General features: G+C 68.0%; 26 protein-coding genes. 13 read left to right on the top strand and 13 right to left on the bottom strand.

The features are described from left to right. Nucleotides 1-12: 12 nt before the first annotated feature. Together QZ814_RS00935 and QZ814_RS00930 are read right to left on the bottom strand one after the other, a co-directional pair. Entirely contained in the window at nt 13-396 is a 384-nt protein-coding gene (locus QZ814_RS00935; RefSeq protein WP_294329150.1) for a VOC family protein, read from the bottom strand. A gap of 14 nt (nt 397-410) precedes the next feature. After that, a complete protein-coding gene (locus tag QZ814_RS00930; RefSeq protein ID WP_294329149.1) occupies nt 411-1,523 on the bottom strand; it encodes an S-(hydroxymethyl)glutathione dehydrogenase/class III alcohol dehydrogenase in 1,113 nt (370 codons plus the stop codon). A 164-nt stretch (nt 1,524-1,687) separates the two neighbouring features. Here QZ814_RS00930 and QZ814_RS00925 point away from each other — a divergent pair, with 164 nt between their 5' ends. The 9 genes from QZ814_RS00925 (at nt 1,688) to QZ814_RS00885 (ending at nt 8,612) form a co-directional block, all read left to right on the top strand. Then, nucleotides 1,688-2,149: a DUF4126 domain-containing protein gene (locus QZ814_RS00925; protein ID WP_294329147.1), complete on the top strand. Its 462-nt coding sequence runs from the start codon at nt 1,688-1,690 to the stop codon at nt 2,147-2,149. Further along, nucleotides 2,146-3,522 (top strand): FAD-containing oxidoreductase, encoded by a 1,377-nt coding sequence (locus QZ814_RS00920; RefSeq protein WP_294329146.1) that lies wholly within the window; start codon nt 2,146-2,148, stop codon nt 3,520-3,522. Before QZ814_RS00925 ends, QZ814_RS00920 begins: the two co-directional genes overlap by 4 nt. 15 nt (nt 3,523-3,537) lie before the next feature. Then, the gene (locus QZ814_RS00915; RefSeq protein WP_294329145.1) at nt 3,538-4,182 is read left to right on the top strand and encodes a sulfite oxidase-like oxidoreductase; all 645 of its coding nucleotides are present in this window, start codon (nt 3,538-3,540) and stop codon (nt 4,180-4,182) included. Nucleotides 4,183-4,316: 134 nt separating this feature from the next. Next, nucleotides 4,317-4,679 carry a response regulator gene (locus tag QZ814_RS00910; protein WP_294329144.1) on the top strand — a complete coding sequence of 121 codons (363 nt, stop codon included), beginning with the start codon at nt 4,317-4,319 and terminating at the stop codon, nt 4,677-4,679. Continuing rightward, nucleotides 4,676-6,445, top strand: coding sequence for a PAS domain S-box protein (locus tag QZ814_RS00905; protein ID WP_294329143.1), 1,770 nt, complete (start codon nt 4,676-4,678; stop codon nt 6,443-6,445). The genes QZ814_RS00910 and QZ814_RS00905 overlap by 4 nt, the downstream gene beginning before the upstream one ends. Beyond that, the gene (locus tag QZ814_RS00900; protein ID WP_294329142.1) at nt 6,442-7,059 is read left to right on the top strand and encodes a response regulator transcription factor; all 618 of its coding nucleotides are present in this window, start codon (nt 6,442-6,444) and stop codon (nt 7,057-7,059) included. The genes QZ814_RS00905 and QZ814_RS00900 overlap by 4 nt, the downstream gene beginning before the upstream one ends. Nucleotides 7,060-7,155: 96 nt before the next feature. Further along, nucleotides 7,156-7,374, top strand: a complete 219-nt coding sequence (locus tag QZ814_RS00895) for a hypothetical protein (RefSeq protein ID WP_294329141.1) — start codon at nt 7,156-7,158, stop codon at nt 7,372-7,374. 48 nt (nt 7,375-7,422) lie between these two features. Continuing rightward, nucleotides 7,423-8,208, top strand: a complete 786-nt coding sequence (locus QZ814_RS00890; RefSeq protein WP_294329140.1) for a PhzF family phenazine biosynthesis protein — start codon at nt 7,423-7,425, stop codon at nt 8,206-8,208. Continuing rightward, complete coding sequence (locus tag QZ814_RS00885) at nt 8,205-8,612, top strand: GFA family protein (protein WP_294329139.1); 408 nt, start codon at nt 8,205-8,207, stop codon at nt 8,610-8,612. The genes QZ814_RS00890 and QZ814_RS00885 overlap by 4 nt, the downstream gene beginning before the upstream one ends. Before the next feature lie 295 nt (nt 8,613-8,907). On the opposite strand, the gene QZ814_RS00880 is transcribed toward QZ814_RS00885, so the two are convergent. From QZ814_RS00880 to QZ814_RS00865, 4 genes are all read right to left on the bottom strand, one after another. Further along, nucleotides 8,908-9,117, bottom strand: a complete 210-nt coding sequence (locus tag QZ814_RS00880) for a hypothetical protein (RefSeq protein WP_294329138.1) — start codon at nt 9,115-9,117, stop codon at nt 8,908-8,910. Nucleotides 9,118-9,941: 824 nt separating this feature from the next. Further along, nucleotides 9,942-10,400, bottom strand: coding sequence for a GNAT family N-acetyltransferase (locus QZ814_RS00875; RefSeq protein ID WP_294329137.1), 459 nt, complete (start codon nt 10,398-10,400; stop codon nt 9,942-9,944). Next, nucleotides 10,397-11,515 carry a M14-type cytosolic carboxypeptidase gene (locus QZ814_RS00870; protein ID WP_294329136.1) on the bottom strand — a complete coding sequence of 373 codons (1,119 nt, stop codon included), beginning with the start codon at nt 11,513-11,515 and terminating at the stop codon, nt 10,397-10,399. The genes QZ814_RS00875 and QZ814_RS00870 overlap by 4 nt, the downstream gene beginning before the upstream one ends. Then, on the bottom strand, nt 11,512-12,123 hold the full coding sequence (locus QZ814_RS00865; RefSeq protein WP_365897865.1) for a DUF4136 domain-containing protein: 612 nt from the start codon (nt 12,121-12,123) through the stop codon (nt 11,512-11,514). The genes QZ814_RS00870 and QZ814_RS00865 overlap by 4 nt, the downstream gene beginning before the upstream one ends. A 207-nt stretch (nt 12,124-12,330) precedes the next feature. Here QZ814_RS00865 and ykgO point away from each other — a divergent pair, with 207 nt between their 5' ends. Together ykgO and QZ814_RS00855 are read left to right on the top strand one after the other, a co-directional pair. Then, nucleotides 12,331-12,456: a type B 50S ribosomal protein L36 gene (gene ykgO / locus QZ814_RS00860; protein WP_010543750.1), complete on the top strand. Its 126-nt coding sequence runs from the start codon at nt 12,331-12,333 to the stop codon at nt 12,454-12,456. Between the two features lie 8 nt (nt 12,457-12,464). After that, complete coding sequence (locus QZ814_RS00855) at nt 12,465-13,085, top strand: HAD family phosphatase (protein ID WP_294329134.1); 621 nt, start codon at nt 12,465-12,467, stop codon at nt 13,083-13,085. A gap of 51 nt (nt 13,086-13,136) precedes the next feature. Here QZ814_RS00855 and QZ814_RS00850 read toward each other — a convergent pair whose 3' ends face one another. The 3 genes from QZ814_RS00850 to QZ814_RS00840 all read right to left on the bottom strand — a co-directional run bounded on the left by QZ814_RS00850 (nt 13,137) and on the right by QZ814_RS00840 (nt 15,485). Beyond that, a complete protein-coding gene (locus tag QZ814_RS00850) occupies nt 13,137-14,138 on the bottom strand; it encodes a cytochrome D1 domain-containing protein (protein ID WP_294329133.1) in 1,002 nt (333 codons plus the stop codon). Between the two features lie 110 nt (nt 14,139-14,248). After that, entirely contained in the window at nt 14,249-14,473 is a 225-nt protein-coding gene (locus QZ814_RS00845; protein ID WP_294329132.1) for a hypothetical protein, read from the bottom strand. Between the two features lie 10 nt (nt 14,474-14,483). Then, nucleotides 14,484-15,485 (bottom strand): glycerophosphodiester phosphodiesterase, encoded by a 1,002-nt coding sequence (locus tag QZ814_RS00840; RefSeq protein WP_294329170.1) that lies wholly within the window; start codon nt 15,483-15,485, stop codon nt 14,484-14,486. Nucleotides 15,486-15,608: 123 nt separating this feature from the next. Here QZ814_RS00840 and QZ814_RS00835 point away from each other — a divergent pair, with 123 nt between their 5' ends. Together QZ814_RS00835 and QZ814_RS00830 are read left to right on the top strand one after the other, a co-directional pair. After that, nucleotides 15,609-16,520 (top strand): XdhC family protein, encoded by a 912-nt coding sequence (locus QZ814_RS00835; RefSeq protein ID WP_294329131.1) that lies wholly within the window; start codon nt 15,609-15,611, stop codon nt 16,518-16,520. After that, nucleotides 16,507-17,121, top strand: a complete 615-nt coding sequence (locus QZ814_RS00830; protein WP_294329130.1) for a nucleotidyltransferase family protein — start codon at nt 16,507-16,509, stop codon at nt 17,119-17,121. Before QZ814_RS00835 ends, QZ814_RS00830 begins: the two co-directional genes overlap by 14 nt. On the opposite strand, the gene QZ814_RS00825 is transcribed toward QZ814_RS00830, so the two are convergent. From QZ814_RS00825 to QZ814_RS00810, 4 genes are all read right to left on the bottom strand, one after another. After that, nucleotides 17,090-18,289 (bottom strand): ABC transporter permease, encoded by a 1,200-nt coding sequence (locus QZ814_RS00825; RefSeq protein ID WP_294329129.1) that lies wholly within the window; start codon nt 18,287-18,289, stop codon nt 17,090-17,092. The two genes, QZ814_RS00830 and QZ814_RS00825, sit on opposite strands and share 32 nt — an antisense overlap. Nucleotides 18,290-18,469: 180 nt before the next feature. Continuing rightward, complete coding sequence (locus tag QZ814_RS00820) at nt 18,470-19,183, bottom strand: ABC transporter ATP-binding protein (protein ID WP_294329128.1); 714 nt, start codon at nt 19,181-19,183, stop codon at nt 18,470-18,472. Further along, nucleotides 19,183-20,508: an efflux RND transporter periplasmic adaptor subunit gene (locus QZ814_RS00815; protein ID WP_294329126.1), complete on the bottom strand. Its 1,326-nt coding sequence runs from the start codon at nt 20,506-20,508 to the stop codon at nt 19,183-19,185. The genes QZ814_RS00820 and QZ814_RS00815 overlap by 1 nt, the downstream gene beginning before the upstream one ends. Beyond that, nucleotides 20,498-21,979, bottom strand: coding sequence for an efflux transporter outer membrane subunit (locus QZ814_RS00810; RefSeq protein ID WP_294329125.1), 1,482 nt, complete (start codon nt 21,977-21,979; stop codon nt 20,498-20,500). Before QZ814_RS00810 ends, QZ814_RS00815 begins: the two co-directional genes overlap by 11 nt. Between the last annotated feature and the right edge of the window lie 46 nt (nt 21,980-22,025).

Genomic DNA, 22,025 nt, shown 5'->3' with positions numbered 1-22,025 from the left:
GAATCGCTGGGATCAGGCGGGTTTGCGGTGCACCGCGCACACCTTGTTGCCCGCCGGATCGCGCAGATAGGCGAGATAGAGCGCGCCGAACGGGCTCTCGCGCCAGCCGGGCGGGTCTTCGATCGCGGTGCCGCCATGCGCCAGGCCTGCGGCGTGCCAGGCGTCGGCCAGCTCGGGGCTCGCCGCACGGAAACCGATCGTGCCGCCATTGGCGTGGCACGCCGGTGCGCCGTCGATCGGCTTGGTCAGCATGAAGCGGCCGCCGTCATGGGCATAGAGGATCCGCTTCTTCGGGTCGCCCTGGCCCGGCGGGATCCCGAGCGCGCCGAGCGCGGCATCGTAAAAGGCCTTGGACGCCGTGAGGTCGTTGGCGCCCAGCATCACGTGGCTGAACATGGCGGTTTCTCCTCTCAATACACCACGACGCTGCGGATGCTCTCACCCGCATGCATCAGGTCGAAGCCCTTGTTGATCTCTTCCAGCGTCAGCACATGGGTGATCATCGGGTCGATCGCGATCTTGCCGTTCATGTACCAGTCGACGATCTTCGGCACGTCGGTCCGGCCCTTGGCGCCGCCGAACGCGGTGCCCTTCCAGACGCGGCCGGTGACCAGCTGGAACGGGCGGGTGCTGATTTCCTTGCCTGCCTCGGCCACGCCGATGATGATCGATTCGCCCCAGCCGCGATGGCAGCATTCGAGCGCGGTGCGCATCACCTCGGTGTTGCCGGTCGCGTCGAAGCTGTAGTCGGCGCCGCCGTCGGTCATCTCGACCACCTTGGCGACGATCGCCTCGCGCGACATGCCCTTGGTGTTGAGGAAGTGGGTCATGCCGAACTTGCGGCCCCATGCCTCGCGGTCCGGATTCACGTCGATGCCGATGATCTGGCCGGCGCCCGCGAGGCGCGCACCCTGGATCACGTTGAGGCCGATCCCGCCCAGCCCGAACACCACGACCGTCTCGCCCACCTGCACCTTGGCGGTGTTGACCACCGCGCCGACGCCGGTGGTGACGCCGCAGCCGATATAGCAGCTGGTCTGGAACGGCGCGTCCTCGCGGATCTTCGCCACCGCGATTTCGGGCAGCACGGTGAAGTTCGAGAAGGTCGAGCAGCCCATGTAATGGAAGATCGGCTGCCCCTTGTAGCTGAAGCGGGTGGTGCCGTCGGGCATCAGGCCCTTGCCCTGGGTGGCGCGGATGGCGGTGCACAGGTTGGTCTTGCCCGACAGGCACGACTTACACTGGCGGCATTCGGGCGTGTAGAGCGGGATGACATGGTCGCCGGGCTCCACGCTGGTGACGCCGGCGCCCACCTCGCGGACGATGCCCGCGCCTTCATGGCCGAGCACCGAGGGGAACAGGCCTTCGGAATCGAGGCCGTCCAGCGTGTAGGCATCGGTGTGGCAGAGGCCGGTGGCCATGATCTCGACCAGAACTTCGCCGGGCTTGGGCCCTTCCAGATCGAGTTCGACGATCTCCAGCGGCTTCTTCGCTTCGAAGGCGACGGCGGCGCGGGTCTTCATGGCCGGTTCTCCTGATGGGCTTGGTTGGCCCGCCTGATCCTTCAATCGGTGGCGCGTTGCAACCCGGCGCGGTTCGTTTCGTTGGCGACGGGATCATACCCAAGTCCAGTTGCGTTGGCGCGCGGAAAGGCGCTGCTATGGTCGCGCTTAAGGGAGACCTGTCGATGCCGCCCCTGATTCTCGCGCTGCTGATCGGCATCGTCGCCGGTATGCGCACCATGACCGCGCCGATGGCGATCGCCTGGGCGGCCTATGCCGGCTGGCTGCCGCTGGGCGGCACCTGGCTCGGCTGGATGGGCTGGTGGGGCACGCCGTGGATCTTCACGCTGCTGGCGATCGGCGAATATGTCGCGGACAAGCTGCCGACGACGCCCAGCCGCAAGTCGCCGCCGGGGTTCATCGGGCGGCTGGTTTCGGGCGCGATGTGCGGCGCCGCGATCGGGCTGGCCGCGAGCGCGATGGCGTTCACCATTTCCGCCGCGCTGTTGGGGGCGGTGATCGGCACCCTCGGCGGCTATGCGGCGCGGATGGCGCTGTGCCGGGCGTTCGGCGCCGATCTGCCGGCCGCGTTGGTCGAGGATCTCGCGGCGATCGGCATCGCTGCCGTCACGGTAACATCGCTGTGAGCCGCACCTTCGACGCAATCGTGATCGGTGCAGGGCAGGCGGGGACACCGCTTGCCGGGCGGCTGAGCGATGCGGGCATGTCGGTGGCGCTGGTCGAGCGGCATCTGCTCGGCGGCACCTGCGTCAACACCGGCTGCAAGCCGACCAAGACCTGGGTCGCCAGCGCCACTGCCGCGCACATGGCCCGGCGCGCCGCCGATTTCGGCGTGACCATCGGCGGCGAGGTGGGGATCGATTTCGCCAGGGTGCGCGCGCGGGCCGACAAGGTCTCCGCCGACTCGCGCGCGTCGCTCCGCCAATGGATCGACGGCATGGCGAACTGCACGCTGTTCTTCGGCCAGGCCCGCTTCGAATCACCCCGCCGGATACGCGTCGGCGACGAGGTGCTGGAGGCCGATCGCATCTTCCTCAACGTCGGCGGCCGCGCACTGGTGCCGGACATGCCCGGCGTCGAGGAGGTGCCGTTCCTCACCAACAGCACGATCCTGAAGCTGGACGCGGTGCCGCGCCATCTGGTGGTGGTCGGCGGCAGCTATATCGGGCTGGAGTTCGGCCAGATGTTCCGCCGTTTCGGCGCCGAGGTGACGATCGTCGAGAAGGGCCCCAGCCTGATCGGCCGCGAGGATCCCGACATCTCGGCGGCGGTCCGCGAGATCCTGGAAGCCGAAGGCATCGCGATCCGCACCGGTGCGGAGTGCATCCGCTTCGCACGCCAGGGCGAGGACGTGCTGGTCGGCGTCGACTGCCATGAGGGCAGCCCCGAGGTGCTGGGCAGTCATGTCCTGCTCGCGGTGGGACGCACGCCCAACACCGACGATCTCGGGCTCGATGCGGCCGGCGTGCAAACCGACGCGCGCGGCTATGTCCAGGTAGACGACCGGCTGCGCACCAACGTCGACGGCATCTGGGCAATGGGCGACTGTAACGGCCGCGGCGCGTTCACCCACACCGCGTACAACGATTTCGAGATCGTCGCGGACAATCTGCTCGACGGCGCCGACCGCAAGGTGACCGACCGCATCCCCGCCTATGCGCTCTATATCGACCCCCCGCTCGGCCGCGTCGGCATGGGCGAGGCGGAAGCGAAGAAGGCGGGGCACCGCATCGAGGTCGGCAAGCGCCCGATGACGCGGGTCGGCCGCGCGGTGGAGAAGGACGAGACGCTCGGCTTCATGAAGCTGGTCAGCGATGCGGACACGGGGCGCATCCTCGGCGGCGCGATCCTCGGCACCAGCGGCGACGAGGCGATCCACGGCGTGCTCGATCTGATGGTGAAGCAGGGCACCGCCACCGACCTGGCGCATGCCGTGCATATCCACCCGACCGTCTCCGAGCTATTGCCGACCATCGCCGGCGAGCGGAAGCCGGCCTGACGAGGGAGCCGCCGAATGGACGAGGACAGCAAGCTCACCCGCTCCAAGCGCGCCTGGGCCGAGGCGGGCAAGTTCCTCACCGGCCGCACCGCGCGCCCCGAAGCCGAGCGGCTGCCGCCGGGCCAGCATCTCGTCACCAACTGGCCGGTGCTCGATCTCGGCCGCCAGCCCGAGGTGCGGCCCGAGCGCTGGCGGCTGACCATCGACGGCATGGTCGCCCGGCCGCTGACGCTCGACTGGCCGGCCTTCGAGGCGCTCGCCACGGACGAGCGGACGAGCGACATCCACTGCGTCACCAGCTGGTCGCGCTACGACAATCGCTGGGCGGGCGTCGCCACCGCGCGGCTGCTGGAGATGGTGGAGCCGCGCGCGGAGGCCGAGGCGGTGATGCTCCACGGCTATGACGGCTACACCACCAACCTGCTGCTCGCCGATTTCGCCGCGCCCGAGGCGCTGATCGCGCATCGCTGGGAAGGCAAGCCGCTCCACCGCGACCATGGCGGCCCGGCGCGGCTGGTGGTGCCGCATCTCTATTTCTGGAAGAGCGCGAAGTGGATTTCGCGCATCGAGGTGATCGGCCGCGATCGCCCGGGCTTCTGGGAGGTGAACGGCTATCACCTGCGCGGCGACCCCTGGTCGGAGGAGCGCTATTCGCGCTGAACCGCGCGGCAATACGTACCAATCCGCATGCCGCTGCAGATACGAAGCCCATAATTTGGCGGCATGCGTATTAGCGTCTGCCTCGTCCCCCCTCTCGCGTCGCCCGGAGCCGCCGCATGAAGGAGGGCGTCCCCATGCCGAGCCGGGCGCCCCGCGAGCGGGTGCTGCTGGTCGATTCGCAGGACGAATCGCGGCGCGCGGTCCAGTTGTTGCTGCAGGGCTGCGGGATGGAGGTGCGCGCCTTCGCCTCCGCCGCGGCGGCGATGGAGGAGGCGACGCTCGACCAGATCCGCACCCTGCTGATCGCGCGCGAGCTGGTCGATGGCGATGCGATCCACCTGCTGCGCCAGCTCGCCCTGCGCGGCTGGCGGGGGCGTGCGATCCTGCTCGGGCAGAGCCATGCCGAACTCGATGACGCGGCCCGCGCCGCCGGCTTCGCGCATGTCGTGAAGAAGCCGGTCGGGCGGCTTGAGCTGCTCGGCGCGCTGGCGCGATGAACTTCCCGCTCCCGCAGTTCGACATGCCCGCGCCGGTGACGGTGGCGGAGCGGCTGCGGCGGCGCATTCCGGAAGCGCTGGCGACGCTCCTGCTGCTGGTCTCGGGGCTCGCGCTCGCGCCCCTGGTGTCACGCGGCGAGCGCTATGTGCTGGTGGGCGTGCTGCTCGCCTGGGCGGCGGCGATCCTGCTGCTGGCGGCGTACAGCCGCGCGCTGCGCCGCCGGCTGCGCGCCGAGGAGGCCGATGCCCGCAGGCGTGCCGATCGCGCCGACGAACTGGCCGCCGAGCTCAACCTGCTGATCGACGGCGCCGTCGGCTACGCGATCTACACCGTCGATCCCAAGGGCCGCGTGTCCTTCTGGAACGAGGGCGCGGAGCGGCTGAAGGGCTGGCGCGAGGCCGAAGTGCTGGGCCGCGACATGGCGTTGTTCTACCCGCCCGCCGCCGTCGCCGCGGGCAAGCCGCGCGCGGATCTCGATGCGGCCTTGCGCGACGGCAAGCTGGAGGAGGAAGACTGGCGGCTGCGCAAGGACGGCAGCGAGTTTCTGGCGCAGGTGCTGATCACGCCCTTGCGTGGCCCCGACGGGCGGCTGCGCGGCTTCGGCAAGGTGATCCGCGACATCACCGAGCAGCGCGCCAGCGAGCGCCAGGCGACCGCCGCCGCCAACCATCTCCGCTCGATCCTCGCCACCGTGCTCGACGCGATGGTGATCATCGACGAGCGCGGCAACATCGTCTCGTTCAGCGCCGCCGCCGAGCGGATGTTCGGCTATGCCGAGGACGAGGTGGTCGGCGCCAATATCAGCCTGCTGATGCCGATGGGGGAGGGGCGCCGGCACGATGGCTATATCCGCCACTATCTCGAAACCGGCGAGCGGCGGATCATCGGCACCGGCCGCACCGTCACCGCCAAGCGGCGCGACGGCACCACCTTCCCGATCGAGCTGTCGGTAGGCGAGGCGATCACCGAGGGCGAGCGGGTCTTCACCGGCTTCATCCGCGACTTGAGCGACAAGCAGCGCGCCGAGCAGCGGATCGAGGAACTGCGCTCCGGCCTGATCCATGCCGCGCGGGTCAGCGCGATGGGCACCATGGCCTCGACGCTGGCGCACGAGCTCAACCAGCCGATCACCGCGGTGGTCAACTATGTGCGCGGCATCGCCAACCTGATCGACGCGAACGATCCGCAAGACCTGCCGATGATCCGCGAGTCGCTGGACGACACCGCACAGGAGGCGCTGCGTGCGGGCACGATCGTGCGGCGCCTGCGCGAGTTCGTCGCGCGCGGCGAGGTGGAGAAGAGTGTCGAGCACATCCCCGATCTCGTCGACGAGGCGTGCAAGCTGGCGCTGATCGGCGCGCGCGAGACGGGCGTGGTGGCGGAGTTCCGGTTCGATCCCGCCGCAGGCCCGGTGCTGGTCGATCGCATCCAGATCCAGCAGGTGCTGATCAACCTGATGCGCAACGCGATCGAGGCGATGGCCGAGGTGCCCGAGCGGCGGCTGACCGTCTCCAGCCGGCGTGACACGCCCGGCTTCGTGCGGGTGACGGTGGCGGATACCGGCCCCGGCGTGGCGCCCGCGGTCGCCGAGGACCTGTTCCGCGCCTTCCACAGCACCAAGGCGGACGGCATGGGGCTCGGCCTTTCGATCTGCCGCACCATCGTCGAGGCCAATGGCGGTCGCATCTGGCTGGAGCCGCGCGAGGGCGGCGGCAGCGCCTTCCACTTCACCCTCGTCCATGTAGAAGAAGGAAATAGTCCGTGACCGACAAGCGCCTCGTCCATATCGTCGACGACGAGGATGGTGTCCGCCGTTCGGCGAGCTTCATGCTCAAGACCCAGGGCTTCGCGGTGCAGACCTGGCCCTCGGGCGTCGCGTTCCTCAAGGAAGCGCGGCATGTCGAGCCGGGCTGCGTGCTGCTCGACATCCGCATGCCGGAGATGGACGGGCTGGAGGTGCAGCAGGAACTCCATGCCCGCGGCATCGCGCTGCCGGTGATCGTGCTGACCGGTCACGGCGACGTCTCGCTGGCGGTGCGGGCGATGAAGGCCGGCGCGGTCGACTTCCTCGAAAAGCCGATGTCGGGCACCGCGCTGATCGATGCGATCCATCGCGGCTTCGAGCGGCTGGAAGCGGCCGAGGACGTCAAGGCCCGCGCCGCCGATGCCGAGACGCTGCTCGGCGCGCTCACCGTGCGCGAGCGCGAGGTGCTGGAAGGGCTCGCGCAGGGCTATCCGAACAAGACCATCGCCTATGATCTCGGCATCTCGGCCCGCACGGTGGAAGTGCACCGGGCCAATGTGATGGCCAAGCTCGGCGCCAAGAGCCTTTCCGAAGCGCTGAGAATCGCGTTCGCGGCGGGCATGGGCGCAGGCTAAACGATTGCAGTACCGTGCATTCCCGGCGCTTTTGGCGTATAAGGAACGGGACTCGGGGGAGTGCGGGATCGAACACGCTGACAGGGAGCGGGAACGATGACGATTCAAGCGGAATCCACCCTCGCTATGGGCATGCTGCCCGAGGCGGAAGAGAGCATCCGGGCCTGGTCTTCGGGCCTGTTCACCGCCTGGTGCGACGCGGTGGTGACGCCGTGGAACCTCGTGCCGGAGCCCACCACTCACCTGCGCGATCCCGGCGAGCGGCTGTCGATCCCGGAAGCGCTGGAAAGCGGGACGCTGTCCCTGTTCGCTTGAGGGCGGCGGTGCTGGCCGCGTAACCGCTTGCCTGTTAGCCTGGCCGGCATGGAAGCACGCCTTTTTCAGCTCGCCTCGTTCACCAGCCAGCGCTTTGCGGGCAATCCGGCTGCCGTGATGCTGTTCGACAGCGATCCTTCCACGGAACTCTGTCAGGCACTCGCGGCCGAGAATAATCTGGCCGAGACGGCCTTTCTCGTGCCGCAGGGCGAGGACTATCGCATCCGCTGGTTTACCCCTGCGGTAGAGGTGCCGCTGTGCGGCCATGCCACGCTTGCCAGTGCCGCGGTGGTGCTGGAACGGATCGAACCGGCGCGGGAGCAGGTGGTGTTCCACTCGGCCAGCGGCCCGCTTACCGTAGGCCGCTCCGACATCGGCTATGTCATGGACTTTCCGGTGCGCCGCTGCGTGCCGGCCGAGACGCCGACGGGGCTCGCTGACGCCATCGGCGCCGTGCCCGAGGAGGTCGTGTGGGACGGCTTCAACTTTCTCGCCCGCCTTGGCTCCGCCGAGGCGGTCCGCCGGCTCGCTCCGGACCTTGCCGCGATCGCGCGGCTGCCCGCCGCCGGCCTGATCGTCACGGCGGCAGGCGAGGGCGACCATGACTGCGTCAGCCGCTATTTCGCGCCGGCCAAGGGCATTCCCGAAGACCCGGTGACCGGCGGCGCGCATTGCGCACTGGCACCCTTTTGGGCCGAGCGGCTGGGCAAGACCGAGTTGCATGCCTGTCAGGCCTCCCCGCGTGGCGGCGAGATGTGGTGCCGCCTGCGCGGCGACCGCGTCGATCTGGAGGGCGCCTGCCTCTTCTATCTCGAGGGCGTGGCGCGGTGGTGACGGTCCATTCCGGCTCCTGCCACTGCGGCGGCGTGCGCTTCACCATCGCCCATGAACCCAAGGAAGTGACGACCTGCGACTGCTCGCTCTGCGTCAAGCGCAACGCGGTGATGGTGAAGGTGCCGGAAGCGGCGCTGCGGATCGAGGCAGGCGAGGAACTGCTCGCCACCTATCAATGGAACACGATGCGCGCGAAGCATCATTTCTGCCGCCGCTGCGGCATCTATGTGTTCCACCGCAAGCGCGTCCAGCCGGACCATTACGGCATCAACCTTTTCTGCCTGGACGGCTTCGACGCTTCGGCGTTGCCGGTACGGGCGACCGAGGGCGTGGGCATGGCCCTGGTGGGGGAATCGCCCCGTGCCGAATGGCCGGGCCCGCGCGTGTCTGGGCGTTCGGCATAGGGCGCGCGCAAGCCCGGGACTGCCGCCCGCAATGGCCTGTGATGTCGCGAGGCTCTACTAGGAGGAAGGATGACGATCGCCCCCCTGCTCGTTGGATGCGTCGCCCTGATTGCCACGGGGCGCAGCGTGATCCTTGGAGCCGCATCGGCGGACGGCGACGGCATCACCCGTGCGAGCGAACCGATCTTCTTCTGGGCGTGCGTTGTCGGCGGCGCCGTCGCAGCAGTTTCGCTCTTTTACCTTGCGGCGCGGTGGTGGGGCAGTTGCCGCCCAAGAGCCGCCGTAACAAGTCGGACTATGCTCCCGGTTCAACCGGCTCGCCAACGTTCGCAGCTGCATAAATCAGACACCCGGCGAGGAACCAAGGTGCACCATAGAACATGGCGAAAAGGGCGAAGGCATCCCAGTCATCAAACATCCAGAGCGGACGCAGAAAGAACTGGGTGGTGATAGGGAAGATAAGCAATATAGGTGTCATCACAAGCATGACGGCGAGATTGATCATCCACTTGTTTTGCGGCCGATCGCGGGAAGCATCCCAAAAAAGAGGCCGCAGGAAGCTTTTGCGTGACATGCTTTCATAATACACTGATCGCCGAAGCAATCAACGGTAGCTTCCCACCAATTTCCGCAATGGCGGCTCCGGCCCAGTTGCAGACATTCGCCCACCGCGTTATGCCAAAAAACGAGGTGCTGGAATGACGAAATGGTGGCGGCTGTATATTGTCATGGTCACTGCAGTGGCTGCAGTGCTCTTAATCTTTGTACCTTTCGGATTTGGAGCGTACCCCGGCCAGTTCTTCGCTGATGCCGGTCTCGGTCCTGTACCAATATGGCTGATTTGCGATGCTGTTGCTGCGCTCGTTGTGGTGGCGGGGCTCGGCTCACTTCGAAGGGCAGGGTAGATGACAGCTGCCGCGGCTTGAGTGGTTTCGCTGCGGCTGCCGAGTCATCCATCGGCCAAGCCCAGATAACGGGAACGCGCTTTCCCGAAACCTGCCTGTCTATTTCCCACCAACGTCGGACATTGGCGACAACCACTGTCCGCCGCATCGAGAGCAGCCGTCGCCTTGCGAGCGAAGCAATGTTCCTTATATGTTCCGTATTCCATCGCCGTCTGGCGGCCGCTCTTTGATCTCGTTCGAAACCATCGTCGCGCGCGCGACGCGACGGGCGAGCTAGCCTTTGCCTGCGCCGTCGATGCGACGTGCGCGCCGCAGTGTCCGTGCCTAAACTTCCTAAACTTCGCACGCCCTCGACGGCCCGTCGCGCGACCGCTCGAAACGCGCGAACGCCTAAACTTCCTAAACTTCGGGCGTCGGCCCGCGCCTACAGTGCCAGCGTCAGGAAGCGGCTGTGCGGATCCTCGCGATAGTCGCCGAAGGGCGGGCAGGGGAGGAATCCGTAGCGGGTGTAGAGCCGGATCGCCGGCTCGAAGGCCGGCGCGGTGCCGGTCTCCAGGCTCAGCCGCGCCAGTCCGCGCGCCCGGGCGACGGACAGGATATGCGCCAGCATAGCCGCGCCGACGCCCCGGCCGAGGTGCGCCGGGGCCGTCCGCATCGACTTCACCTCGCCATGCGTCGCGTCGAGCAGCTTCAGCGCGCCCATGCCGATCGCGTCCTCGCCCTCCCAGGCGCTCCAGAAGGTGACGTCCGCCGTCTGAAGGCCGGATAGGTCGAGGAAATGGCAGCTCTCCGCCGGTGAGTTGGCGAGCATGCCCGAGGCGTGCAGGCGCAGGAGGTCCTGCACCCGCACATCGTCCAGCCCGCCTTCCCGGATCGCGATCACAGCGTGTCGATCATCCCTGCCAGCGTTTCCAGGCAGGCATGGGCGAGCAGCTTGCTGCGGATCGGCGACCAGCCGAACTCGGGGTCGGCATTGGCGTCATGGTCCTTGAACGGCATTTCCAGCGTCATCGACACTGCGCCGAACCGCTCGGCGAGCTGGTTGGTCGACATCGACAGGTTGGCCTTGCCCGGGGGCGCCTTGTCATAGCCGAGCTCGGTCTGGAAATCGGGCGTGTGCGCAGCCAGCCGGCGGCCGAATTCATAGAATTTCTCGCCCAGGGCGTCGGTCCAGCTGGGAATGCCCTCGAAGCCAGCGAGGAAATTGGCCGGGATCGCCTCGTCGCCGTGCACGTCCATCGCGAAGTGCACGCCGGTCTCGTCCATCCGGTTGCGCACCGCCAGCACTTCCGGGCTGCGCTCCGGCGTCGGGGTGTGCCATTCGCGGTTGAGGTTCACCCCCGCCGCATTGGTGCGCAGATGGCCGCGGCGCGAGCCGTCCGGGTTCATGTTGGGCACGCAGTGGAAGGTCGCCTTGCTGCGGAGTGCCTGCGCCACCGCATTGTCCTCGTCGGTGAGGAATTCCAGCGCGCCTTCCATCCACCATTCGGCCATGCTCTCGCCCGGATGCTGGCGGGCATAGAGCCAGACCTGCTTGGGGCCTTCGCCCACGACCAAGCAGTCGATCGGCTGGCCGTCCAGCGTTTCGCCCAGCTGGCGGTGGGTCACGCCCTCGGCCAGCGCGATTCGGCTGACCAGGTCGTGGTGCCGCTCCATCGAATAGGGCGCGAAATAGGCGAACCAGGCGATGTCGGTCTGGAAATGGTGGGTGAAGCTGAGGATGCCGCCGGCATAGTCGGTGTCGGTCATCCGCCACGATTCGCGGTCCGCCGACCAGCGCGCCTTGTAGCCCGGCCAGCCGAACGGATAGGCCGAGCTCGCCGCATTGAGGATGCGGAAGGTCAGCGTCCGCCCCTTGGCGCCGGCGACGCGGAAGTGGAACCACTGGAAGAAGTCCGACTGGTGATCGAGGACGATCTCGCAGTCGACCCGGTCGCCCTCGATGGCGACCACGCGGATGTTGCCGCTGTCGAACGCGGCGCTGATCTGGATGCTCATTTTACCGTCGTAGTGATGCCGGACTCGCCGGGGAAGTCCTTGAACAGCGCAGCGGCGAGGCGCTGGGCGGTGGCGGCGGGCTGATTGTCCTTGATGCCGACGCCCGTCGTCTCGGCGCGGCCTTCCCAGATCACGTTCTCGCCGGCGCGGCGGCGGAGCTGGACCCAGAGCTGCGAGACGAGGATTTCCTGCTGCTTGCGCTTGCCGATGCCGAAGGAAATGCCGCCGCCCAGGCCGACGCCGCCGCCGCGGCTGCCGCCGAAGCTGCTGCCGCCGAGACCCACCGATACGGGCGGGCGATCCTGGATCACGCCGCGCGAGGCACGGGTGAACGACACCGAGGCGATATAGCCGGCCGGGCGCTCGCTGGTGGCGGGGACATAGCCGAGCTTGTTCAGCTCCGCCTGCACCGCATCGGCATAGGCGCGGAACTCGGGCGTCACGTCCATCGCGCCGGTCATCGGCACCACGCTGACGGTGGTGCGCTCGAGCGGCTGGCCGAGATGATAGCGGGTAACGTCGATCGGCGTGTGGACGCCGGTGGTGGTGCAGCCGGCCGCCAGCGCGGGCAGGGTGGCAAGCAGGGCAAGACGCAGATACGGATTCACGAACACGCACTCCTGTTTCGTGGGCGTACCCGGTCTACGCTGCCGAACGGCTGCCGGTCGAGCGGATTTGGCGGTCGCGCCCGGGGATGGAACGTTCGGTGCCGCGGATCGGGCGCATCGGTACGGCCGGCCTTGACTTCCTGGCGCCGCGCTTATAGGCGAGCCCCTCTTTCCGGCATTCCAGATAATTTGAGAAGCGAATCGGTCATGAAGATCGTGAATTCATTGAAGTCGCTCAAGGGGCGGCACCGCGACAACCGCGTGATCCGCCGCCGTGGCCGGATCTACGTGATCAACAAGACGCAGAAGCGTTTCAAGGCACGCCAGGGCTGATCGCCCACGTGGGAACCGCGCCGCACGCCGTCATCTTCGACGTCGGCAACGTTCTTTTCCCTTGGGAACCGCGACTCGTATACGAGCGCCTGTTCGACAGCGAGCAGGCGCTCGATGCGTTTCTGTCGCAGGTCGCGACCAAGGAATGGCACTTCCAGCATGACGCTGGCCGCCCCTTCGCCGAGACCTCGGCGGAGCTGAGCGCGCTGTATCCGGAGCATGCCGACAAGATCGCGCTCTGGGGACCGCGATTCGCCGAGCAGCTGGGGCCGGCCTTCCCGGACATGGTCACGCTGATCGAGGAGCTCGATTCGGCGGGCGTGCCGCTGTACGCGATCACCAACTTCTCGGGCGAGTTCTGGCGCGACTGGATGCCGCAGGTCGAATGGCTGTTCGGCCGTTTCCAGGGCATCGTCGTTTCGGGCGACGAGAAGCTGACCAAGCCCGATCCCGCCATCTACACGCTCGCTCTGGAGCGATTCGGACTGCAGGGGCCGGATGCGGTGTTCGTCGACGATCTGCCGGCGAATGTCGAAACGGCGCGGGCGCAGGGCATCCACGGCGTCGTGTTCACCGGCGCGGCGGCGTTCCGCGCCGAGCTGGTGCGGCTGGGCGTGCTCGGCGGCTGAGCGCCGGCGCCGAACCTTTCCTACGATAGCGATCGGACCGGCGCTGCCGCGTCAGCGTCCCGCCCAGGCCAGGCCGTCGGGCGCCGGGCCGGTGGCGATGGTGGCGCTTGCTTCCCAGCGATCGAGGTCGAGCACCGTCACTGTATCGTTCCTGCCGCAGGAGACATAGGCAGTGCGGCCGTCCGGACGGATGAGGATTTCCTGGGGCAGCGTGCCCACGGCAATCGTGCGGACGACCTTGCCCTGCACCAGGTCGATCACCGCGACCTGATCCGCCAAGGGTAGCGCGACGAGCAGATGCCGCCCGTCCCGCATCGCGGCGGCACCATAGCCCATGCCGGGCAGGGTGATCCAATGGTCGACCAGATGCTTGCGGGCATCGATCACGGCGAGCCGGTTCTGCTGCGTGTCCGCGGTGAACAGCCAGCGGTCATCCGTCGAGACGGCGATTCGCTGCACGCCGCCTGCGACGGGGATAACCGCCAGCGTCTTGCGCCGCTTCAGGTCGAGCACCGACACCGAGCCGGGCGCGACATTGGCGGTGTAGCCGAAGCGCCCGTCGTGCGAGAGCGCCAGCATGTGCGATTGCTCGGCGCCGGTGGGGATGGTGCCGAGGATGCGGCGCCGGGCCGGATCGATCACCGTCACGGCGTTCTTCCGCTCGGTGGTGACGTAGAGTAGCCCCGATACCGGATCGACGACCGGCAGGTGTGGCCGCACGCCGCTGCCGAAATCGAGGGTCCAGGCGATCAGCCTGCTGGGAAGATCGACCGCCAGCATCTGGTGGCCGTCGATCCCCGGCTTGCCGAGCGCGACATCGCTGTAGATCGGCAGGAAGGCAGAGCGGCCATCGCGGGACACCGCGACTTCATGGGCATGGACCCGGTTGCTGGTGCCCTGGTCGATCTTCGCGACGACCTGCTTGGTCTCGGGATCGACAATGCTGAGGGTCGCGTCCTTCTGGTTGACGACCAGAAGCGTGGCGCGCGGCGCGGGCGCCGCCTGCCGCTGCGGTACCGCGCCCGTGCCGGATGCCGCGAGAATTGCCGTCATCAGAAAGGTGCGCAACCCGAAATCCCCCGATGTGATGTGGGGCCCCATAAATCTCGGGGGCGCTCGCGGCGCAAGGGATCAAATCTGACCCGCTCGGGACGGGCCGTGGCCTAGCGCTGCTCGTCCTGGCAGCGCTCGGGATGCTTGCGGCATTCCTTTTCGTGCTTGCGCATCTTGCGGCCGCGGTTGCGGTCGGCCTCGTCCTGGCTGGTGGTGGTCCAGTCGACTGCCTTGGCGCCCGCCTTCACCGGCAGCGTGGCGACGTTCACCGCGGTCTTCACCACGCATCCCCCCGCCAGCAGCGGCAGCACGAGCAGAACGGGGAGGATGCGCATCGGGGAACCCTTACTTGTCGTTGGCCTTCAGGTAGCTATCCCGAGCCGGCACGCCGATGGAAGGGAAATCGGTGAAGAAGCCGTCGATCCCCGCCTTCAGGAACGCGGCGATCTCGTCCGCCAGCCGGCCATGCGCCGCCGGATCGGTGCCGGTGCGGTAGGCGGGCATCAGGAAGAAATTCTCGGCGCGGAAGGTCCAGGGGTGGAGCTTCAGCCCCGCCGCATGGGCATCGGCGACCAGGGTGGAGGGCGTGCCGTCGGTGGCGATGATCTGCGTCAGCTCCGGGCCGATGCCGTACGCATATGTCGCCACTGCCTTCAGCCCTTCCGGCGTCGCCATGTCCTTGTAGCTGGCAACCGCATGATCGGCCGGGCCTTCGCTGCCGGCCATCAGCTGGATCAGCGGCACCTTGGTCATGGTGTGGAGCTGCTTGAGGTTGTTGACCTCGAACGACTGGATGAACACCGGCGCATCGGCGCGGTCCCAGCCGGCGGCCTTGAGCTTGGCGACCAGCCGCGCCTCGAGCGGCAAGCCGATCGCGGCGAAATAGCTCGGGTGCTTGGTCTCGGGATAGATGCCGATCGTGCGGTGGAGCCGCGCCGATTCCGTCTTCGCCAGCGCGATGATCTCGTCGAGCGTCGGGATCGTCGCCTGGCCGTCAAAGGCGGTGTTGCCGGCACGGATCTTGGGCAGCCGCTCCTTGGCGCGCAGCGTCTTCAGCTCGGCAAGCGTGAAATCCTCGGTGAACCAGCCGGTGAGCGTCTGGCTGTCGATCGTCTTGGTGGTCTTGCGCGCGGCGAATTCGGGATGCGCCGCCACGTCGGTGGTGTCGGTGATGTTGTTCTCGTGCCGGGCGACCAGCTCGCCATCCTTGGTCGGGACCAGATCGGGCTCGATGAAATCGGCGCCGGTGTCGATCGCCCGCTGATAGGAAAGCAGCGTGTGCTCGGGGCGTTCGCCGCTGGCGCCGCGGTGGCCGATGACGACGATGCGGGGCATGGGCTTCTGCATCGCACGATCCTGTCCGAAAGCGGCGGCGGGCGCCAGCAGGGCCATCGCCAAAAGCATCGATCTCGTCACGAAACTCTCCTTCGGCTAGGCGGTTAGGCAGCGGATGTGACGGGAGCGAGACAAGTGGCCGACAACGATAGCGTGCTGGCAGCGGCCGAAGCCTGGCGCGGCGCGAGGATGGCGCTGGCGACGGTGGTGACGACCTGGGGTTCCGCGCCGCGCCCGCGCGGCAGCCATTTGCTGGTGCACGAGGACGGCCGGTTCGAGGGTTCGGTCTCGGGCGGCTGTGTCGAGACCGACATCCTGCAGACCGCCGCCGAGGTGATCGCCGGCGCGCCTGCGGTGGTGAAGGACTATGGCGTCGCCGACGCCGCCGCCTGGGAAGTGGGCTTGCCGTGCGGCGGGCAGATCGCGGTGCTGGTGCAGCCGGTATCGGCGACGGGCTTCCCGCCCGAGCTGTTCGACGCGATCCGAGCCGCGCGCGCCGAGGGGCGGCCGCTGGAGGTCGGGACGGACCTCGCCACCGGACAAAGCGCGATCGGGGCCGGTGGCTTCGTCAACCGCTACGATCCGCCGCGGCGGCTGCTGATCGTCGGCGCGGTGCAGATCGCCCAGGCGCTGGCCGGGCTTGCCCGCGAACTCGGCATCGCGACGACGGTAATCGATCCGCGCGGGCGCTTCCTCACCGCAGAACGCTTCCCCGGCGTGGTGCTCGACGATCGCTGGCCGGACGAGGCGGTGACCGCGCGCAGGCCCGATCCCGTCACGGCGGTGGTGACGCTCAGCCACGACCCCAAGATCGACGATGCCGCGCTGATTGCGGCGCTCGCCCATCCCACCGGCTATGTCGCGGCGCTGGGCTCGCGGCGCAGCCATGCGGCGCGGTTGGAACGTCTGGCCGCGGCAGGCGTCTCGCCTCAGGATCTCGCGCGGATCGAGGGGCCGGCGGGGCTTTCGATCGGCGCGATCGGTCCGTCCGAGATCGCCCTGTCCATCGCTGCCGCCATGGTGAAGACCTTCCATGCTGACGCCTGAAAAGACCGCCCTCGTCCTGCTTGCCGCGGGTCGTTCCGACCGCTTCGCCGATGGCGACAAGCTGACCGAGGATTATCTGGGCCAGCCGCTGGCCTTGCATGTCGTGACCGCACTGGAGCGGATCCCGTTCCTCGCCCGGATCGCCGTGGTGTGGGACACGACGCTCGACTTCGTGTCGCGCGGCTTTCAGGTGATCCAGAACCCCGATTCGTCGCAGGGCCAGGCACGCTCGGTGCGCTATGGTCTGGAGGCGGCGGAGAAGGCTGGCGCGGAGGCAGTGCTGATCGCGCTGGCCGACATGCCGCGCGTCACCGTCGCGCATTGCTACCGGCTGTTCGATGCCTCGGACAATGGCGCGACGCTGGTCGCCTCCAGCGACGGGGTGCGGCCGATGCCGCCGGCGCTGATCGGACGCGACCATTTCGCCGAGCTGCGGGCGCTGGAGGGCGATGCCGGCGCGCGCTCGCTGATCCTGCGCGGCCACCATGTCATCACCCGGCCCGAGGAACTGGTCGACATCGATACCCGGCAGGACCTGGAAGACCTGCGCAATCTCGAGGCTGCCGCGGCTATTCGTGCCGCAAGGCGTCGATCGGATTGAGCGCGGCGGCGCGCCGGGCAGGGAAGAAGCCGAACACGATCCCGATCAGCGCCGAGATGCCGAAGCTGATCAGGTTGATCGACAGGTCGAACTGGAAGGGCAGGGTCGCCAGCGTTGCCAGCCCCCAGGAGGCGAAGAAGGCGAGCACCATCCCGATCATGCCGCCCAGGCAGGAGAGGGCGACGGCCTCGACGAGGAACTGCAGCAGCACCTCCTTGCCCAGCGCGCCGATGGCGAGGCGGATGCCGATCTCGCGGGTGCGTTCGGTCACCGACACCAGCATGATGTTCATGATGCCGATGCCGCCCACCAGCAGGCTCACCGCGGCGATGGCGGCGACGAACAGGGTGAGCTGCTGCGTCTGGTTCTGGATGGTCGAGGCGAATTCGGCGCTGTCGAAGATGTCGAAATTGTCGGGCTGGCCCGGCGCGATGTGGCGGCGCTCGCGCAGCAGGCCAGTCAGCGACTGCTTGACCGTCGCGGTGTCATAGCCCTTCGCTACCGCCACCTGGATCGCCAGCACGTTCTGGTTGCCGACAAAGCGGCGCTGCACGGTCTTGAGCGGCAGCACCACGGTGGAGTTGGGATCGCTGAACCCGGCATTGTCGCGCTTCTTCAGCACGCCGATCACTTCGCAGCTGACCGTGCCGAGGCGGAAGCGCTCGCCCACCGGATCCTCGTTGGCGAACAGGTTGGTGCGGATCGTGTCGCCGATCACGCAGACCGATTTGCCGGCGGTCAGCTCGGCATCGGTGAAGCGGCGGCCGCCGGCGAATTCGAGGTTCTGCGCGTCGAAATAGTCGTTGCTGGTGCCGGTGACCGAGGCGGTCCAGTTCTGCGCGTTGCGCACCGCCAGCGCCGAGGACGAGGCCTGGGGTGCCACCGCGCTGACGCCGCTCACCTGCTGGCGGATGGCCAGCACATCGGCATTCTCGAAGCTGGGCGGCGCATTGCCGCCGCCGCGCCGGCCGCCGCTGGGGAAGACGGTGAGCGTGTTGTTGCCGAGCGAGCTGATCGAGGCCTGGACCGACGCCGAGACGCCGTTGCCCAGCGTCACCATGGTGATCACCGCCGCGACGCCGATGATGATGCCGAGCGTCGTCAGGAACGAGCGCAGCAGGTGGCGGCGGATTTCGCGGAGCGACAGGAGGAGGGTGGTGAACAGCATCGCCTCAGGCCCCCATGCCGGCACAGGGCAATCGCATTTGGCCCAAATAGGTGGTCATCCCCGCGAAGGCGGGGATCCATTGGCGCTGATGCTGAGGTTCTTTCCCCCGGCGCTCAGGGCAATGGATTCCCGCCTTCGCGGGAATGACGATCGCTTTTCGAAATCCGCCGGCCCCTGGCTTCATATGCGATCCCCCTGCATGCCGGCGGGGACTTCGGTGCGCTCCACCAGCCCGTCCTTGAAATGCACGATCGTCTTGGCGAACGCCGCCATGTCGGGCTCGTGGGTGACCATCAGCACGGTGATGCCGAGATCGGCGTTCAGGCGCTGGAGCAGCTTCATGATTTCCACCGAGCGTTCGCTGTCGAGATTGCCGGTCGGTTCGTCCGCCAGCAGCACGTCGGGCTGGGTCACGATCGCGCGCGCGATCGCGACGCGCTGCTGCTGGCCGCCGGATAGCTCCGAGGGCGTATGATCCGCCCAACGATCGAGCCCCACCTGCTCCAGCGCGGCCATTGCCGCCTCGCGCCGTGCCTTGCGATGCTCGCCGCGATAGAGCAGCGGCAGCTCGACGTTTTCCAGCGCGGTCGTGCGGGCGAGCAGGTTGAAGCCCTGGAACACGAAGCCGAGATAGCGGCGGCGCAGAAAGGCGCGCTGGTCGCGGTCCAGCTGCTCGACATGTACGCCGCGGAACAGATAGCTGCCCCCGGTCGGCACATCGAGGCAGCCCAGGATGTTCATCGTCGTCGACTTGCCCGAGCCCGATGCCCCCATCACCGCCAGGAACGCGCCGGGTTCGATCACGAGATCGACGCCCTTCAGCGCCTGGAATGCGGTCGGCCCTTCGCCGAACGTCTTGGTGATGCCTTGGAGCTGGATCAGCGGCTCGGTCATCAGTCCTGGTCGTCCTTGGCGGGCTTGGCCGGGCCGTTGGCCTTGACGCCGACGATCACCTTCATGCCGGGGGTCAGCTTGGTGCTGGTCACCGCAGTGCGGCTGCCGTCGCTGGGACCGGTGATGACCTCCACCTTCTCCGGCTTGCCGTCCTTGCCGACGACATAGACCGTCTGCTTGCTGCCGCGGCCGATCGCCTTTTGCTGATCGTGCGACGGCGGACCGAAACGGATGCCGCCGCCGGACTTGGCGCCCGCATCGTCCGGCGTAAAGCGGAGCGCGCCGTTGGGGATCAGCAGCGTGTTCTCGAGCTTCTCGACGCCGATCGTGGCGGTTGCGGTCATGCCCGGACGCAGGGTGAGATCCGGATTGGCGACCGAAAGCACCGCGGCATAGGAGACGACCTGGTTCGCCGTGGTGGTGCTGCTCGTCGTGCTGCTGCTCGTAGCGGTCGAAGCGGTCAGGTTAGAACCCAGGTCGACCCGGGTGATCTGCGCCGGGAAGGTGCGGCCCGGGAAGGCATCCACCGTGAAGCTTGCCGGCTGGCCCACCTTCACCGAGCCGACATCGGCCTCGTCGATCGCCACTTCCAGCTTCATGTGGGTCAGGTCCTGCGCGATCACGAACATGTTCGGCGTGCTGAACTGTGCGGCGACGGTCTGGCCGGCATCGACCTGGCGGGCGAGCACCACGCCGTTCACCGGCGAGCGGATGATCGACTTGAAGCGCTGGGTCTGGTTCGACGACAGCGACGCCTGGGCGGAGACGACGTTCGCCTCGGCCGAGCGGAGATTGGCGACGGCGCGGGCGACTGCCGCACGGGCGGTATCGAGTTCGGTCTTGGCGGGAACCTTGCCGCCCGACAGGCGGCTCACCTCTTCCATGCGGCGCAGCTGCGCGGTCGATTCGTCCACCGTCGCCCTGGCCTGCGCGACCGCCGCCTGGTTGGCCGACAGCGTCGCGCGGCTCTGGGTGATCGTGTCGTCGAGCCGCGACGGATCGATGATCGCGATCTCCTGGCCTTCGGTGACATGGTCGTTGACGTCGACCAGCACCTTGAGGACGAGGCCCGAGATTTCGGAGCCGACCGTCACCTGCCGGATCGGCGCCAGGCGACCGGTGGCGGAGACGGTCACCGCCAGCGCGCCCTTTTCGGCCGGCACGGTGATGTAGCTGGGCGGCGGCTTGGGCGCGAAGCAGCGCGAGACGAGCAGGCCCAGCACCACCACGACCAGCGCGATCCCGATCCAGCGCAGGTTCCGCCGCCACCAGGGGCGACGCTTCGTGCCCAGAAAGGCGTTGAGGTCCTGAGGTTCACTGGCCATCGGTGGCGCTGCCTGTCTTTGGAGGGAGGGACGGGATCGGCGCGGCTTCGTCCCAGCCGCCGCCGAGCGCGGCGTAGAGCTGGATCAGCGCGGTCGCCTGTTCGGACTCGGCCTGGGACAGGCCGTTCTTGGCCGAAAGCAGCGTGCTTTCGGACTGGTTGAGCGTGGTGAAATCGGTAAGGCCCGAGCGATAGCGGAAGCGTGCCAGCAGCGCCTGGTTGTTGGCGGCCTCCAGCGCGGTGCGGAACTCCGCCTCGCGCAGCTGGGCGGAACGGAGCGCGACGATCGCGTTCTCGATCTCCTCCAGCGCCTTCAGCACGCTTGATTTGTACGCATAGAAGGCGGTGTCGGCGCCGGCGCGGGCCGAGCGCACCTGGCTGCGCAACCGGCCGCCGTCGAAGATCGTCTGCGCGACATTGGCGAAGGCGCGGCCGCTGATCACGTCGAGCAGCGAGGTGAGCGAGGCGCTGCCGCTGCTGATGCTGCCACCCAGGCTGAGGCTGGGATAGAGCTGGGCCTCGGACACGCCGATCTGCGCTGAGGCCGAAGCGAGGCTGCGCTCCGCCGCGCGCACGTCCGGCCGCTGACGAAGCGCGTCGGCGGGGATGCCCGCGGCGACGCTGGCGGGGCCGCGCGGGATCGGCTTGGGCGCCTCCAGCGCGCTGCGCAGCGCGCCCGGCGCCTGGCCGGTCAGTACGCCGAGCCGGGCGACATAGCCGGCATAGCTGGTCTCCAGCTGCGGGATCGTCGCCGCAGTCTGCGCACGCTGCGATCGCGCCTGTTCGGCATCGAGCGAGGAGACGAGCCCCGCTTGCACGCGCCACTGGGCGATGCTGAGATTCTCGTCCTGGATCGCCAGGCTCTCGCGTGCATTGGCGAGTTGCGCCTGGGCGAGCCGGGCGAGCACATAGTTGCGCGCCGTCTCCGATTCGACCGAGAGCAGCACCGCGGCGCGGTTGAACGCGACGGATTCGTAATTGGCCCGCGCGCTGCGGATGCCGCTGCGCACGCCGCCGAACAGGTCCACCTGATAGCTGGCATCCAGCCCCAGCGAGAAGTTGCTGGTGCCGCCTTGCGAGAAGGACACGATCGTCCCGTCGGGCAGCTGGGTGGTGGTGCTGCCGCCGCGCAGCGGCTCGTTGCGCGAATAGCCGCCCGATCCGCTCAGCGACGGCAGCAGCGCCGCGCGCGACTGGATCAGCGACTCGCGCGCCTGGCGCAGCCGGGTGACCGCCTGGGCGAGGTCGAGATTTGCTGCCTGTGCCTGGCCGATCAGCTGGCCGAGCATCGGATCGTCGAACCTGTCCCACCAGCGAGACAGATCCTCGCGCGCCTTTTGCTCGCCATCGACCGAGAAGCGATCGGGCACCGCCACGTTCGCGGCGGTCTGTTGCGGGTGGGCGGAACCGGTGGAACAGGCTGCCAGCGGCAGTGCCGCACAGAGCAACAGAGCAATCGCAGGTCGTGCCATAGCGTTATATATTGCTGATACGCTGCCCCTGATCCACTAAAAAATC

The sequence above is a fragment of the uncultured Sphingomonas sp. genome, assembly GCF_913777625.1.
Taxonomy (GTDB): Bacteria; Pseudomonadota; Alphaproteobacteria; order Sphingomonadales; family Sphingomonadaceae; genus Sphingomonas.
This window is presented reverse-complemented; position numbering and strand designations above follow the sequence as displayed.

What these genes read in the sequence shown, in the direction of transcription:
- QZ814_RS00820 (WP_294329128.1), bottom strand. Translation starts at nt 19,183, where the DNA reads ATGACCGAGCCGCTGATCCAGCTCCAAGGCATCACCAAGACGTTCGGC.
- ykgO (WP_010543750.1), top strand. Translation starts at nt 12,331, where the DNA reads ATGAAGATCGTGAATTCATTGAAGTCGCTCAAGGGGCGGCACCGCGAC.
- QZ814_RS00915 (WP_294329145.1), top strand. Translation starts at nt 3,538, where the DNA reads ATGGACGAGGACAGCAAGCTCACCCGCTCCAAGCGCGCCTGGGCCGAG.
- QZ814_RS00880 (WP_294329138.1), bottom strand. Translation starts at nt 9,117, where the DNA reads ATGATCAATCTCGCCGTCATGCTTGTGATGACACCTATATTGCTTATC.
- QZ814_RS00905 (WP_294329143.1), top strand. Translation starts at nt 4,676, where the DNA reads ATGAACTTCCCGCTCCCGCAGTTCGACATGCCCGCGCCGGTGACGGTG.
- QZ814_RS00845 (WP_294329132.1), bottom strand. Translation starts at nt 14,473, where the DNA reads ATGCGCATCCTCCCCGTTCTGCTCGTGCTGCCGCTGCTGGCGGGGGGA.
- QZ814_RS00810 (WP_294329125.1), bottom strand. Translation starts at nt 21,979, where the DNA reads ATGGCACGACCTGCGATTGCTCTGTTGCTCTGTGCGGCACTGCCGCTG.
- QZ814_RS00925 (WP_294329147.1), top strand. Translation starts at nt 1,688, where the DNA reads ATGCCGCCCCTGATTCTCGCGCTGCTGATCGGCATCGTCGCCGGTATG.
- QZ814_RS00870 (WP_294329136.1), bottom strand. Translation starts at nt 11,515, where the DNA reads ATGAGCATCCAGATCAGCGCCGCGTTCGACAGCGGCAACATCCGCGTG.
- QZ814_RS00910 (WP_294329144.1), top strand. Translation starts at nt 4,317, where the DNA reads ATGCCGAGCCGGGCGCCCCGCGAGCGGGTGCTGCTGGTCGATTCGCAG.
- QZ814_RS00850 (WP_294329133.1), bottom strand. Translation starts at nt 14,138, where the DNA reads ATGACGGCAATTCTCGCGGCATCCGGCACGGGCGCGGTACCGCAGCGG.
- QZ814_RS00840 (WP_294329170.1), bottom strand. Translation starts at nt 15,485, where the DNA reads ATGCAGAAGCCCATGCCCCGCATCGTCGTCATCGGCCACCGCGGCGCC.
- QZ814_RS00825 (WP_294329129.1), bottom strand. Translation starts at nt 18,289, where the DNA reads ATGCTGTTCACCACCCTCCTCCTGTCGCTCCGCGAAATCCGCCGCCAC.
- QZ814_RS00815 (WP_294329126.1), bottom strand. Translation starts at nt 20,508, where the DNA reads ATGGCCAGTGAACCTCAGGACCTCAACGCCTTTCTGGGCACGAAGCGT.
- QZ814_RS00890 (WP_294329140.1), top strand. Translation starts at nt 7,423, where the DNA reads ATGGAAGCACGCCTTTTTCAGCTCGCCTCGTTCACCAGCCAGCGCTTT.
- QZ814_RS00930 (WP_294329149.1), bottom strand. Translation starts at nt 1,523, where the DNA reads ATGAAGACCCGCGCCGCCGTCGCCTTCGAAGCGAAGAAGCCGCTGGAG.
- QZ814_RS00830 (WP_294329130.1), top strand. Translation starts at nt 16,507, where the DNA reads ATGCTGACGCCTGAAAAGACCGCCCTCGTCCTGCTTGCCGCGGGTCGT.
- QZ814_RS00895 (WP_294329141.1), top strand. Translation starts at nt 7,156, where the DNA reads ATGACGATTCAAGCGGAATCCACCCTCGCTATGGGCATGCTGCCCGAG.
- QZ814_RS00935 (WP_294329150.1), bottom strand. Translation starts at nt 396, where the DNA reads ATGTTCAGCCACGTGATGCTGGGCGCCAACGACCTCACGGCGTCCAAG.